This is a genomic window from Citrobacter sp. Igbk 17 (assembly GCF_028069775.1).
Taxonomy (GTDB): Bacteria; Pseudomonadota; Gammaproteobacteria; order Enterobacterales; family Enterobacteriaceae; genus Citrobacter.
Genome location: NZ_JANEWI010000029.1, coordinates 1 through 13,585, shown reverse-complemented (window position 1 = coordinate 13,585; position 13,585 = coordinate 1). Strand labels below are relative to the sequence as shown.

Annotated in this window: 15 protein-coding genes and 1 riboswitch; all 15 genes read right to left on the bottom strand. The window is 53.2% G+C overall.

Annotation, left to right across the window (positions count from 1 at the left end; translation table 11 throughout):
• Nucleotides 1-738 carry a cobalt ECF transporter S component CbiM gene (cbiM, locus tag NNO08_RS16460; protein WP_271441833.1) on the bottom strand — a complete coding sequence of 246 codons (738 nt, stop codon included), beginning with the start codon at nt 736-738 and terminating at the stop codon, nt 1-3.
• Nucleotides 735-1,448, bottom strand: a complete 714-nt coding sequence (locus tag NNO08_RS16455; protein WP_271457113.1) for a cobalt-factor II C(20)-methyltransferase — start codon at nt 1,446-1,448, stop codon at nt 735-737. The genes cbiM and NNO08_RS16455 overlap by 4 nt, the downstream gene beginning before the upstream one ends.
• The gene (cbiK, locus tag NNO08_RS16450) at nt 1,445-2,239 is read right to left on the bottom strand and encodes a sirohydrochlorin cobaltochelatase (protein WP_271457112.1); all 795 of its coding nucleotides are present in this window, start codon (nt 2,237-2,239) and stop codon (nt 1,445-1,447) included. The genes NNO08_RS16455 and cbiK overlap by 4 nt, the downstream gene beginning before the upstream one ends.
• Before the next feature lie 10 nt (nt 2,240-2,249).
• A complete protein-coding gene (locus NNO08_RS16445) occupies nt 2,250-3,035 on the bottom strand; it encodes a cobalt-precorrin-6A reductase (RefSeq protein WP_202038918.1) in 786 nt (261 codons plus the stop codon).
• Nucleotides 3,032-3,757, bottom strand: a complete 726-nt coding sequence (locus NNO08_RS16440; RefSeq protein WP_271457111.1) for a precorrin-3B C(17)-methyltransferase — start codon at nt 3,755-3,757, stop codon at nt 3,032-3,034. Before NNO08_RS16440 ends, NNO08_RS16445 begins: the two co-directional genes overlap by 4 nt.
• A complete protein-coding gene (gene cbiG, locus NNO08_RS16435; RefSeq protein ID WP_271448963.1) occupies nt 3,757-4,812 on the bottom strand; it encodes a cobalt-precorrin 5A hydrolase in 1,056 nt (351 codons plus the stop codon). Before cbiG ends, NNO08_RS16440 begins: the two co-directional genes overlap by 1 nt.
• A complete protein-coding gene (locus NNO08_RS16430) occupies nt 4,793-5,566 on the bottom strand; it encodes a cobalt-precorrin-4 methyltransferase (RefSeq protein WP_005123046.1) in 774 nt (257 codons plus the stop codon). The genes cbiG and NNO08_RS16430 overlap by 20 nt, the downstream gene beginning before the upstream one ends.
• A complete protein-coding gene (locus NNO08_RS16425; protein WP_271457110.1) occupies nt 5,559-6,128 on the bottom strand; it encodes a decarboxylating cobalt-precorrin-6B (C(15))-methyltransferase in 570 nt (189 codons plus the stop codon). Before NNO08_RS16425 ends, NNO08_RS16430 begins: the two co-directional genes overlap by 8 nt.
• Nucleotides 6,118-6,723, bottom strand: coding sequence for a cobalt-precorrin-7 (C(5))-methyltransferase (locus tag NNO08_RS16420; protein WP_271448964.1), 606 nt, complete (start codon nt 6,721-6,723; stop codon nt 6,118-6,120). Before NNO08_RS16420 ends, NNO08_RS16425 begins: the two co-directional genes overlap by 11 nt.
• A complete protein-coding gene (cbiD, locus tag NNO08_RS16415) occupies nt 6,717-7,856 on the bottom strand; it encodes a cobalt-precorrin-5B (C(1))-methyltransferase CbiD (protein WP_137382362.1) in 1,140 nt (379 codons plus the stop codon). Before cbiD ends, NNO08_RS16420 begins: the two co-directional genes overlap by 7 nt.
• Nucleotides 7,853-8,485, bottom strand: coding sequence for a cobalt-precorrin-8 methylmutase (locus NNO08_RS16410; protein ID WP_271448965.1), 633 nt, complete (start codon nt 8,483-8,485; stop codon nt 7,853-7,855). The genes cbiD and NNO08_RS16410 overlap by 4 nt, the downstream gene beginning before the upstream one ends.
• A 10-nt stretch (nt 8,486-8,495) precedes the next feature.
• On the bottom strand, nt 8,496-9,455 hold the full coding sequence (cbiB, locus tag NNO08_RS16405) for an adenosylcobinamide-phosphate synthase CbiB (RefSeq protein WP_271455295.1): 960 nt from the start codon (nt 9,453-9,455) through the stop codon (nt 8,496-8,498).
• A complete protein-coding gene (locus NNO08_RS16400) occupies nt 9,452-10,831 on the bottom strand; it encodes a cobyrinate a,c-diamide synthase (protein WP_271457109.1) in 1,380 nt (459 codons plus the stop codon). Before NNO08_RS16400 ends, cbiB begins: the two co-directional genes overlap by 4 nt.
• A gap of 88 nt (nt 10,832-10,919) precedes the next feature.
• Nucleotides 10,920-11,094, bottom strand: a riboswitch (cobalamin riboswitch).
• A 332-nt stretch (nt 11,095-11,426) separates the two neighbouring features.
• Nucleotides 11,427-12,338: a transcriptional regulator PocR gene (gene pocR / locus NNO08_RS16395; RefSeq protein WP_005123057.1), complete on the bottom strand. Its 912-nt coding sequence runs from the start codon at nt 12,336-12,338 to the stop codon at nt 11,427-11,429.
• Between the two features lie 201 nt (nt 12,339-12,539).
• Complete coding sequence (pduF, locus tag NNO08_RS16390) at nt 12,540-13,349, bottom strand: propanediol diffusion facilitator PduF (RefSeq protein WP_048211992.1); 810 nt, start codon at nt 13,347-13,349, stop codon at nt 12,540-12,542.
• Nucleotides 13,350-13,585 lie beyond the last annotated feature (236 nt).

Sequence of the window (13,585 nt, the reverse complement as noted above, 5' to 3'; positions counted from 1 at the left end):
TTAATGTCCTTGTGCGGTAATCAACTGGCGTTTGGTTAACTGGTCATAAATCATCACGGTTAGCAGCCCCTCTGCGATCGCAATTGGAACCTGCGTCAGACAGAAGATACCCATGAATTTGATAATTGATCCCATCGCCCCCGCAGAGGGATCCGGGAAGGCGACGCCCAACTGCACAGAGGTGACGAAATAGGTCACGAGGTCTGCCAGCATGGCGCACAGGAAGACGCAAACATCACGACGGAACCCCGCGCGACAGGCCATCTTCCACACCATATACCCAACAACCGGGCCGATTACCGCCATCGACATACCGTTCGCACCAAGCGTTGTCAAACCGCCGTGGGCCAGTAACAGCGCCTGAAACAGCAAGACGATTGCCCCAAGAATCGCCACCACCCCCGGCCCGAACAGGATAACCGCCAGCCCCACCCCTGTCGGATGTGAGCAGCTCCCGGTAACGGAAGGAATTTTTAGCGCCGACAGGACAAAAATGAAGGCTCCACACAGGGCCAATAGGACTTTCTGGTGGTTATCTTCCTGTACGATCTGGCGCAGACGCACTAACCCGTACCACAGGCAAGGCAGAAACAGCAGCCACCAGGCCAGCGCCCACATCGGTGGCAAAAAGCCTTCCATAATGTGCATCGCAAACGCCTGCTCAGGAACAATCATCAGTAATAGTGCCGCAGCTAACCCGCTGAAAGACAGCTGTTTGAGCTGTTGTTCAAGCTTCATTGTGCATACTCCCACTGTTTATTAACCAGAATGGTTGAGAAATAAGGCAGCGGCTGATCGTCGCTCACTTCATTCAGATGGCGCCAGCACTGCTCACCTGGCAGCGTGGCTTCAGACATCATCAATGCGCAGTCCAGCAAGCCTTCTTGTTGCAGCAGCGCTTTGATGCGCGCAAAACGACCGTACACCTTCATCAGCACCAGGCTGTCATGCTGTGTTAAAGCATGCTGGATTTCACTTTCCGGCGCGGTACAGGAGACCACTGCCAGGGACTGTTGCTCCATAGCAAGCGGCGTTTTTGAACGTGCCGCAATCGCGGCAAACGAGGTGACGCCGGGGACAATTTCTAACCAGTCTGGATGACCAATACGCTGGAGTAAAAAGATCCAGGTACTGAATAACATGGCATCGCCGAGGGTAATAAAACCAACCTGTTTACCCGCGTCCACTTCCTGAACCAACGCAGCGGCGACCTCATCCCAGACAGCCTCTTTTTCAGCACTATCAGCACTCATCGGGAAATGGCAGCAGCGAACTTCAGTTTGCTGACCGATATATTCACGTACGATCGACAACGCCAGACTATCGCCACCTTTACGCCCGGCCGGCGCATAGAGAATATCCAGCGTCCCAAGGGTGCGTGCTGCACGCACGGTGACCAGATCGGCAGCACCGGGCCCGGTGCTCAGTGCATACAATTTGCCACTCATGCTGCTTCCTCCAACGCTACGCTCAGCGCTTGCTGTAAATGGGCGACGAACATGGCACGAACCGCCGGATTCTCACCCAGACCGCTGAGCCATGGCGTAGCCGGAATGCCTGCTGCGTTAAACAACGTTTTCCACGAATCCTCTTCATCAGAGGCCATATCATTGATAGCGTGGTCACCTGCAACCAGCATTAGCGGCATAAGATGAACCGCCGTCACACCTTCCTGGCCTAAGCTTTCGATCAGCACCTCAACTTCCGGGTAGCTTTCTACTGCACCTACGCGAGCCGGGAAGCGCTGCGCTGTCATCATGTGATCGAGACAGGCATAAGCAGCAAAGGCGTGATGACTGGCACCGTGACCCATAAACACGACTTTTTCACGCTCACTTAACGTCGGCATCTGCTGTTGCAGCGCCAGCATCAGTTGTGCGTAATCATCGTGACTGCTCAACAACGGCACCCCCAAAGTCAGGCGTGAAAACAGCGGGCGCATACTTTGGACTTCACGAACAATTTTCTCGTATTCGTCACCATTAATGATGTGCAGCGACTGAATAGCCACATCCTGATACCCCTGCTCCGCCAGCTTTTGCAGCGCCTGCAGTGGCGTGTCGATCTCAATACCGTCCCGCTGTTTGAGCTTGCGGATGATCATCCCGGAGGTAAATGCCCTGAACAGATCGCGGTCGGGGCAACTGGCCGCAAGGTCGCGCTCGCAGGCCACAATATTCTTCTCACAGGTGTCGTGATAGCTGGTGCCAAAGCTGACCACCAGAAGCGCCTTTTTCATCTCTTACTCCTTAAGCAGCGGCCAGCCAGCGCGTTAAACGCGCCCCAAATGCGGCCTGACTTTCCAGTAATTCTTCTCCCGTCACCAACGGTGCCGGGCGTGTAATCACGATGCAGGGAATACCTGCATCCAGACAGGGCTGAACTTTTTCCTGATAACCCCCTTCCGCGCCTGACGCTTTGGTGATCATCACATCCGCCCGACACTGGCGATAAAACGCGGCATTGAACTCGGCGCTAAACGGCCCACACAGCGCGAAGATTTCGCCCACGCCAAACCCCAGATCCGCGCACTGTTGAATCACCTCTGGCACAGGCAGTACGCGTGCCAGCAGCGTTTTTTCAGGCAAGCCTGCACGCCAGATAGCCAAATCTTTACTGCCGGTTGTCAGCAACACGCGTTCGCCAAAACGACGTGCTGTTTCACATGCTTGCTGGATGCTCTGTACGGTGTGCAGATGCGGGTGAGTTAAATCACTCAACTGTTCAGGTCGCTGATAGCGGCTCAACAACACGCCGGCCGCTTCACAGGCGTTCATGATGTTGCGGCTCACCACCTCGGCATAAGGATGTGACGCATCAATCACCCAGCGCGTCCGGTTTTCCTGCAACCAGGCAATCATTTGTTCGCGTTCCAGACGCCCGCAGCGAACCTGACCTTTGATGTCACCTGCCAGTTGCTTACCTGTCGGCGTCGCCACCGACAGGGTGTAAGCGACATTTGCCGCATCCAGTTGCTGGCACAGCATGCGCGCATCGCTGGTGCCACCCATAACCAGCACATCACCGTAATTCACAGCACATAACCCCGTGGTGTAATCATCAGCCCATCCTGTACATAGGTGGTTTTGTTGCCGACAATCACCAGACTGGTCATATCCACCGGTTCAAAATCCATATCACCGAGCTTAGTCAGCCATTTTTCCTGTTTTTTACGACCGGCCGACTTCACGATACCTACGGGTGTTTGTGCGCTCTTGCTGGCGGAAAGCAGTTCAAATGCACGCGCCAGATGACCTTCACGACCGCGACTGCGCGGGTTGTAGAAACAGATAACGAAGTCAGCTTCACCGGCGGCAATAATGCGTTTTTCAATTACCGGCCACGGCGTTAACAGGTCACTCAGGCTGATATGGCAAAAATCGTGCATCAGCGGTGCGCCAAGCAATGAGGCGGCGGCAATACTTGCCGTCATCCCAGGGATCAGCCGAACCTCAACATCCAGTTTTTGCTTGCTGACCAGCTCAAGCACCAACCCGGCCATACCGTAAATCCCGGCGTCGCCGCTGCTAATCAGCGCCACGTTGTGGCCAGCCTGTGCTAGTTCAATTGCGGCCTGGCAACGTTCAATCTCTTTGCACATCCCGGTTTTGATCACCTGCTTATCGCCGGTGAACGCCTTTACCAGATGGGTGTAGGTTTTATAGCCAACAATGATTTCCGCCGCCTGGAGAGCTTCAACGGCTTCCATGGTCATCATTGCCTGCGAGCCTGGTCCAATTCCAATTACGCTTAACATCAGTGTGAAACTCCCAAAGTGATCGTGACGCCCTGTTCGCGCAGGGTCTCGCCTAACAGTTGTCCGTGGCTCAGCAGCCAGGCTGCAGGACCAGAAACGCTTCCTGTACCCACCGTTTTGCGTACAAACGATGAGGCCGGAAAACGGTGTTCATGCTCACGCAGCGCGTCAGCGGTAAAGGTTTCGAAAGGCACACGACAACAGGAGGCCAGTTGGATAAGCCCCTGTTCGTCTTTTTTCAGCGTGATGCTGCCAATTGCTTTTAACGCCAGTGGGTCGAAGCGTTGGGCTTCGAGTTGGCGTGCCAGCAGCGCAGCTAACAGTGGGAACGGCGTATCCCGACGACAGCCAATTCCGGCAACCACTCGCTGCGGTACCAGCTTCCAGTGCACAACGGGCAGCTCAGGCAGATTGTTGCGCAAGGTAATACAAATCAGCGCATCCAGTTCAGGCAGCTGATTGAGATCGGTCACCGTGATAAATCCACGGCGGTCGCAATGGCTGACGTCCTGTGCCAGTTCGTCGTCCCACCACAGACCAACCCGTTTGTTGCTGACCAGCATCTGGTTAACGATTTTGACCGCCGAGCGGAAATCATTCATACGGGCATTTAACTGAAACGCCAGTGTGTCCAGCGCCGCCATATCGTTAACATCCGTCGCGGTGGTAATGACCGGGTCAGCCCCCAGCATTCCCGCCAGATAACGCGCCAGTGCGTTAGCGCCCCCCGCATGGCCGGAGAGCAGGCTAATGACATGCTGGGCACGTTCATCAATGACCACCACCGCCGGATCGCAAAATTTGTCATTGACCAGCGGAGCCAGCACACGCACGGCAATGCCGGTTGCACCGATAAAAATCAGCGCTGAGTAATTCGCAAACGCATCGCGCGCGGTGTTAGCAAAACCGTTGTCGAAAGGAATAAATCCCTCCTCCAGCAGTTTTTCACTGGTGAAACAGGTTACCGGCAGCATCGCCGCCAGACGTTTAGCAAGCACAACGCCGCCGGGGGTCAGGCAAAATAGCGCGAGTGATTCAGGCTTTACGGTATTCATGGCTAAAATCCGCCGCATAGAGTTTGGAGTAGTGATACTCCGAGCCCAGGAAGTTACCGACCAGAATGAGCGCCGTTTTACGGATCCCTGCGTCGCGAACTTTGTCGCCAATATCTGCCAGGGTACCGCGCACGGTCTGACTTTCCGGCCAGGTTGCCTTGTAGATCACCGCCACTGGCGTGGCCGCCGGGTAACCGCCTTCAATCAGACGCTCAGCAACCCGGTGGATGCGTTGGACGGAAAGATAAATCGCCATCGATGTCTGGTGACTGGCAAACGACTCCAGTTGTTCACGTTCCGGTACCGGCGTGCGACCTTCCAGACGGGTAATGATGAGACTCTGCGACACTTCCGGTACGGTATACTCGACGCCCAACTCCGCAGCCGCGCCCAGGAATGCGCTAACGCCAGGCACCACCTGCCAGTCGATCCCGCGTTTGGTCAGCTCTTCGCCTTGCTCACGCACAGAGCCATACAAGGAAACATCACCGGTTTGCAGACGCACGACGGTTTTACCGGCTTTCACGCCCGCTTCCATCAGATCAAGGATCTGCTCCAGATGCAGTTCGGCGCTGTCATGACATTCCGCTCCGGCCGGGCAATATTCCAGTAATTCAGTGTTAATCAGCGATCCGGCATAGATAACCACCTGTGCCTGCTGGAGCAACCGGTAACCTTTGAGGGTAATCAGCTCGCGATCGCCAGGACCTGCGCCAACAAACCACACACTACGGGGATCAAAAATCTCAGACATGGGTTCCTTCCTTCTGACAGGCGATAACAAATACGGAGTTATTCGGTTTGAAATAGTGACCACTACCCAGCGTGGCAAGTGAGGAAACCTGCAGTTGCAGGCAATCCACACCCTGAATGCCAAGGTGGTCCAGATGAGCCAGAGCGGTGTTGAGGTTTTCCTGAAGGATAAATGTCATCACCAATCGCCCTGCGGGATGTAACTGACGCATTGACCAGTCGATCAGATCGGTCAGATGGCCGCCGCTACCACCCATGAAAATGGCATCGGCTTTTTCCGCAATCGTCATCGGCGCGATACCGGGAAAAATATCGATGTTTGCGCAGGCAAAATGCTGACGGTTTTCATCCAGCAGCCTGAGTGCATCCGGATTACGCTCGATCGCCGTGATACGCAGCCCTGGATATTGCAACGCCGCCTCAATCGACACGCTGCCGGTTCCCGCGCCGATATCAATCAGATGGCTGGCGCGGTGTAATTCAAGTTTTGAGAGGGCGAGTGCACGTACCGCTTCTTTGGTCATCGGCACTTTCTCTCCACGTAGAAAAAGCTCATCTTTCATCGAGGATCACCACTGCATTCATGTCATAGTCGGCTGTAATTTTGCTTACAGGCAGGCAGTGGATACGTTCATTGTCCATCGCCAGGTTTTCGCCAATCACCATCCAGCGATGTCCTTTGCCTCTGGCCACCAACTGCTGTGCAATTTCACGCGGGCCACACAGCGCATCAGTCACCATCGCAACCTTGTTGTGTCGAGCCAGTTCATCAAAACAGACACTGCGACCGTGGCTACTGGTGAGCCACATGTCGTTCATATCAATACCAGCTTGTGCACACAGATACTGAACGGCGCTAATACCGGGAATAATGCGCACATTTTCAATACCAAAATGCGCCACCATCCGCGTGCCAATGCCGTAGAACAGCGGGTCGCCTGAGGCCAGTACCACCACGTTTCGCGCCTGATGTTCGCTTATCCAGTTCAATAGATCCGGAATATTGGCGCCAAGAGCAAACCGTTCACCGGCAAAATCCGGGAACTGCTGCAGATGCCGCTTACCACCGACCAGCACATCGGCCTTTGCAACCGCGTCGCGCGCCACCGGCGTCATCAAATGCAACCCAGCGGGTCCCATCCCAACAACAGTTAACATTCCATCTCCTCTGCGATCTCCGCGACCGGACGATTGCTGCCGAGGACCTGATTATCAAAAGAGAACATGATGGCGTCGCAGGTCGGGGGATTTTTCGTAAAACGCAGGGTTTGCAGGACGCGCATACAAATACGCTTCGCCAAATGGTTGTAAATGTGTTGAAAACCGTATGCTTCGATATGTTCCATCGCAGCTTCGGTCGTGTCACAGTCGCTGACCAGCGTCAGCAGTTCCAACGGCGCGCCAAGTAATGCGAGGTGAGCCACCAGCGTTTCCATGCGGGCATCAGCGATATGACTGTGGGTATGGAAGATCCCTGCCGCGATTTTGATAAGTTTGCCAGGGTGGCCAACCAGCACGATCTGGCGGAATCCCAGGCGCACCGCTTCTTCAATCATGTAACCGACAAAGTTGCTCATAGTGACTACAACCTGTGTGTCGATCCCCATTTGTTCACGCACAAAACGTTCACCGTGGTTACCCGGTACCAGTACGACGCGATCCAGTCCTGCCGCGCGTTTGATCTCCAGTTCCAGCGATAGCGAACGTTTCCAGCTCTCTTCCGACATCGGCGTAACAATGCCCGTGGTACCAATGATCGAAATACCGCCCAGAATCCCCAGGCGCGAGTTGTAGGTTTTTTGCGCCCGTTCTTCACCTTCAGGCGCAAAAATCTCGATGTTTGCCCCACGATTTGGTCCAATCGCTTCACGTACTGCGGACTCAATGGTCTGACGAGGTGTCCGGTTAATCGCCGAACTGCCCACCGGCAAACCAATCCCTTTACGGGTCACCGTACCGACACCTTCACCGCCCTGTAAGACAATTTCTTTGCTATCGTCTAACGTCACGCGGGCAAAGATCAGCATCCCATGCGTGGCGTCCACATCATCACCACCATCTTTGCGGATGGCGGCAATCGCCTGTTGCCCTTCGATATGCGGTGATTCCACGTTCAGGCATAACGTCACCCCGGAAGGCGTCACAATGGAAACCTGATGGATCAGATGCTGGCGCAGCACCATCAACGCAGCGACTTTTGCCGCCGCCGTCGCACACGATCCCGTGGTGTACCCTTTACGCAGCGCTTTACCGTTGTGCCACACTGGCGTATCGAAGGACTGGTCGCTCATCGCGCCCCCTGCATGTGATAAAGCATGGCGTTGACGATAGCGGCAGCGACGTTACTGCCACCTTTGCGACCTAATGCGGCAATGGCGGGCAGATGACTTTGTGTCAGTGCGTCCTTCGACTCCGCCGCGCCAACAAATCCTACCGGTACGCCAACCACACCGCTGACAGGTGCATCATGTTCCAGCAGCCGGAACAACGCGGTTGGCGCGTTGCCAAAGACAAACAGTTTTTCGCCTTCTTCCTTCACGGCAATGTCGACTGCAGCCATTGAACGCGTGATCCCCTGTTCTTTTGCTGCCCGCACCACGCGTGGGTCGCTGATGTAACAGCGGCATTCGCCACCGAATTTTGCCAGCAGGGTTTTGTTGATCCCGGAAAGCGCCATCGTGGTATCGGTATAAATCACACTCGGGCGACTCAATGCTGCGCAAAACTGTTCCAGTACACCGCTGGAAAACCACAGAATGTCCAGCCAGTCGAAATCCGCGGTTGTGTGGATCACCCTCTTGATGATGGCTTCATGCAACGGACTGGCAAACTGATAATCCGGGCGGGTTTCACTGATAATCTCACCAATGATGTCGAAACTTTTGGCCTCAATCGCTTGAGGTTGCTGGATATAGTGCATTTTGTTGTCCTCAGGCGACACCGACCCACAGCCAGCGCAGCGCAATAAAAAGCGCCAGTGCCAGGGTCGATGCTACCCACATCAATCGAATCGTTTGGGAAATGTCGTCTACAGAAATGTCTCGTTGTTGATCGCCAATCCACGGTTTCTCAACGCGTTCGCCAAAGTAGTCATTGGGTCCCCCCAGGCGAATACCTAATGCGCCGGCCACAGCAGCTTCCGACCACGCGCAGTTTGGGCTGCTATGGTTGTAGCGATCACGCCAGCCAATCTGCAAAGCGCGTGCGCCGTCCTGGCGGCATAAAAACGCCGCCACACCCAGCAACAACCAGCTCAGTCTTGCCGGAATAAAGTTAGCGACATCGTCCAGACGGGCGCTGACCATGCCGATAGCACGGTACTTTTCATGTTTGTACCCCACCATTGAATCGAGGGTATTCACCGCTTTGTAGGCCATCGCCAGCGGCGCACCGCCCAGTAAGAGAAAGAACAGCGGCGCGATGATGCCGTCAACGGTGTTTTCCGCCACGGTTTCCACCACGGCGCGGTTGATCTGTTTTGGTTGCAGCTGTGAGGTATCACGTCCCACAATCCAGGAAAGTTTTTCCCGACTTTCGGCGAGATTATTGGCACGCAATGGACGCTCAACATCCAGCGCAGCATTCGCCAGACAACGCCCCGCCAGCACGGTAAAGATCATCCACACCTCTACGCCCCATCCCAGCCACGGATGAATGGAATTCGCCAGCGTCAGCACTCCCCAGGAAACGCCCCATGTCACACCGACCACCACGATCCACATCACGGCACCGCCGATTCTCAGCGTGCTATCACGATGGCAATAACGCCGAATGACTCGCTGGACTGCGGAGATAAGGTTGCCAATCCAGCGCACCGGGTGAGGCCAGTTCTGCGGATCGCCAATGATAAAATCCAGCAGCCAGGCAACGCACCATGCAAGTATCGTCATAGCGCGTTCCTCGCAGCGGCCAGCCAGTGATTGAGCATTTCGGGGCGCTGGGCAAAATGAACGTGCAGGTAGCTGGCGAAGGTATTTCCGACCTGCCATCCGCCTGACCAGGCCTGCAGCGTTTTGCCATCACGCACCTTGCGGCAACTCATTACCGCCGGAGTTTCAGGGGTAAAATCGGAATAGTGGAATTCATGCCCGCGCAGGACTTCACCGGCCGTTGCCAGCAATGTTTGCTGTGTGGCTTGCGCCTCGCAGTAACCAAACCGGGTCAGCCGTTTGCCCATTTTGCTGTGCCCCGGAATGATATCTACCATTTGCCAGCGATCGCCGTTGCTGTCCTCCAGCGAGCTACCGAGATACATCAACCCTCCGCACTCTGCATAAATAGCGACGCCACGCTGATGTGCCGCTCGCAATTGCTCCAGCATGGTGACATTACGGGCCAGGGCCGCAGCATGCAGTTCCGGATACCCACCGCCTAACCAGATCATCTGGCAGTCCGGTAAACAGGTATCGTGCAGCGGGCTAAAACGAACAATGTTGAGGCCCGTACGCGCCAGTAACGTAATGTTATCCGGATAATAAAAGTTGAACGCCTCGTCATCAGCAATGGCCAGCGTTAACCCTGCGCCTGCGTCTGCAGCAGGCAGGGCGGGCCATTCACCAACAGGAAGGTTGTCTGACGCACTTAAGGCCAGCAGCGCGTCGATATCCAGCGTCTGTTCCAGCATCGCGGCAAAATCCTGCCACGGCTGCTGGTTGATAACTGACTCACGAGCGGTAACCAGCCCCAAATGACGCTCAGGGAGCGCGACGCCCTCCATGCGAGGAACATAGCCCAATACAGGCACGGAGCAATAACGCTCAATCGCAACTTTGAGTAGCTGGTAATGTGTTTCGCTGTTGACCCGATTAACAATCACGCCTGCAATGTTCAGACTGGGATCAAAATGCTGGAATCCCATCACCGTGGCGGCTATCGAAGTGGAAACCGCCTTACCGTCAACCAGCAAGATGACCGGGCAGCCCAACTGTTTCGCCATCGCCGCAGTACTGCAGTAATCAGGGTCTGTGCCATAGCCGTCATATAACCCCATAACGCCTTCGATAACGGCAATATCCGCGTGCCGCATCTGCTCGCAAAATAAGGCATTCAGTGTAGAGGTGGGTAGCATGAAGCTATCAAGATTGCGGGAAGCCGTACCACATACCGCGGTGTGCCAGCCAGTATCAAGGTAATCAGGACCGACTTTGCATGGCTGGACGCGTAAACCGCGCTTTTTCATCAGGCTCAACAAGCCCAGCGTTACCGTGGTTTTGCCACAGCCGCTACCGGTACCTGCAAGAACAAATGCGTGAAAACTGGCCGCCATACCCTGATCCTGTTCAGGGTGGTAGGGGTGTATAGATACCCAGTCTCTCGACTGTATGCATCTGCGCAACCCACTTCCCACCGAAGTTGTTGGTAGTCACCGACAGGCAGGTCTTCTGGCTTAGCGTCGTCCTCGCCCGTCCTTCCCAATCTTGCGATCAGTGGTCTATACGGGGTCGTCAGCATCACAGCAGCGGGGGCTGCGGGGGATTCTCACCCCCTTCCCTACCACAAATGTGGCAAACCTGTCAGTTCAAGAGCCGATTTAATTTGGCTCTGTGTCTTGAGGCAAATTCACGACCTCATGACAATAATTCAATTTAATATCTTGCCGGGTACATTCAACCAATGTTATGGCCTCAACCCGTTTATTCATATGTTCATTTTTTGAATGAAAGCGTCATTAAAGAATAAAGAAAGTCTTTCACACAGACACTGTATCTCATCACAAAAATAAAAACTGGTGCAGTTTATCCTTCAAATACCATTATTTTGTTGCGCTATGACAATTTATTGACTGCTGTAGTTATTTTTCATTTTATAATGACTGACATAGCATACGATATCAAAAATCGGCAATAGCAAATTATTGCTATTTAAGCTGTCTCTTCAGATGAGATGACATTTATTTGCTGACGGAAAGCCTGCGGCGTAACCTGGTACGTTTGACGGAAAACTTTGCAAAAATAACTGGTTTGTGAGAAGCCTAAATTTCGCGCGATACTGGCAATGCTCCAGTCGCTATGACAAAGTAACTCTTTGGCACTCGCCATTCGCTGTTGATTTACCCATGCGTTAAATCCTATCCCCTGATATTTTTTGAACAATTTGCTGAAATAGTAAGGGCTGAGATAAACATGAGAGGCAACATCTTCCAGACGAAGCTCGTCCGATAAATGCGCATCAATATAACGCAAGGCTTTCTTCATTTTACTGTCATGAGGGTTCGGACTACGATTAGCCCGCACCGGCTCTGACTGTTGCGGATTGTCTTTAATTACGACGAAATTCAGTTGTTTTTTAAGACAATTTTCTACAATGAGCTTTAGCAAATCAGCAGAGGCAATAACCCGCGAATAGTCCATTTCCGGTACATTACGAAATTCACTCACCAGTTCGGGATCGGCTTGCCAACGGTCGTCCACGTTCAGAATATCCACCAGCCCCACGTCATTACTTAAGCGCACCTGACCACATAAGACAAACCCTACCAGATGTCCCGCAATGACCAGCGGAATGGAGAAGTCGGTAAGTCCGGCATGGCAGCGATAAATGCAAGGTTGATCGGATTTTGAAGCTTCCAGTCCCCCACAGCGATCGCTCATACGACATCGCGTACTATGTTGAGGATGCTGGCGCATCAACTGGCAAAAAGGGGTGAAATTAAAAAGCTCAGAAATTTCATCACCGTGAATATTGACAACCACAACAGCCAGACTGGTGGCCTGCGCAAAATCCTGTGCGATTTTATTAATGAGTTCTGAGTTCAGGGCACTCGCAGAAATCATGATAAAACCTCTCAGTTAATTTATTGTTATAAATAAAACATATTATTTACATCCGCTTTCATCTCGCTATCCAAAGCAATGATAAAAGGCGTATTCGAACATAACAAAAGTCTCCCATTCTTGGGAGACTTTTTAAGCGGTTCAGGAAACCTGATCACGAAAACAGTTATTACATTTCAAAAATAAACATTTTCCATGAAGCTAACGCTCATTTTCCTCCAGCTTACAGCTATTACACGGTAAGTTTTTGCCAATAAAGTAACGATAAATTGCTGCCCCCGCACAAGCACCAATGATAGGTGCCACGATCGGGACAATAAAGTAAGGAATATCACGCCCCCCAGTCATCGCGACATCCCCCCAGCCCGCCATCCATGCGAACAATTTAGGCCCAAAATCACGAGCCGGATTCATGGCAAATCCGGTAAGCGGCCCGGTAGAAGCCCCTAGAACAGCAACCAGAATACCGATCAGTAGTGGTGCTAACGGCCCCCGGGGAATCCCATTGCCATCATCGGTGAGCGCCATGATCATTCCCATCAGAATGGAGGTAATCACAACTTCCACCAGTGCAGCCTGCCAGACGCTGAGTGCAGCGGCAGGATAAGTACTAAATATGCTGGCAAGCTGCAAACTTTCGAGGCTGCCCCGCACCATGTGGTGGGCGGTTTCGTACTCGATAAACAAACTGCCATACAACAAATAGGCGAGCAGAGCGCCACCAAAGGCACCAGCCACCTGAGCAATGGAGTACGGCAACACTTTACGGCCAGGAAAACAGGCAAACAGCCACAGTGCGATGGTGATAGCGGGATTGAGATGTGCACCCGAGATCCCTGCAGTCAGATAAACTGCCAGTGAGATCCCCAGCCCCCATATAATGCAGATTTCCCACAACCCTAAACTGGCACCGGCTACTTTCAAGGCGCTCAGGCATCCAATGCCAAAAAACAAAAATAGCCCGGTACCCAAAAACTCGGCAATGCATTGCGCTTTTAGTGAATCGTTCATTGTGACACCTTCTAAGCAGAGTTCGTGTCTTTACCAGCGGTCTCCTTGCTGGCTCGTAGAATACTTCGAGACTTACTATAAAAAGCGGTGTCGGCAAATTGTTGGCAACCTGAAGGCTGTATGTGCGTCAAAATCGTGTTGTGATAGCAAATTCTTGTCATCATCTTTATAAAAACACGCCGCCGAATGGGCCGAATTCTTATTAAATGCATATTTATAAAATAATAAAATATTGC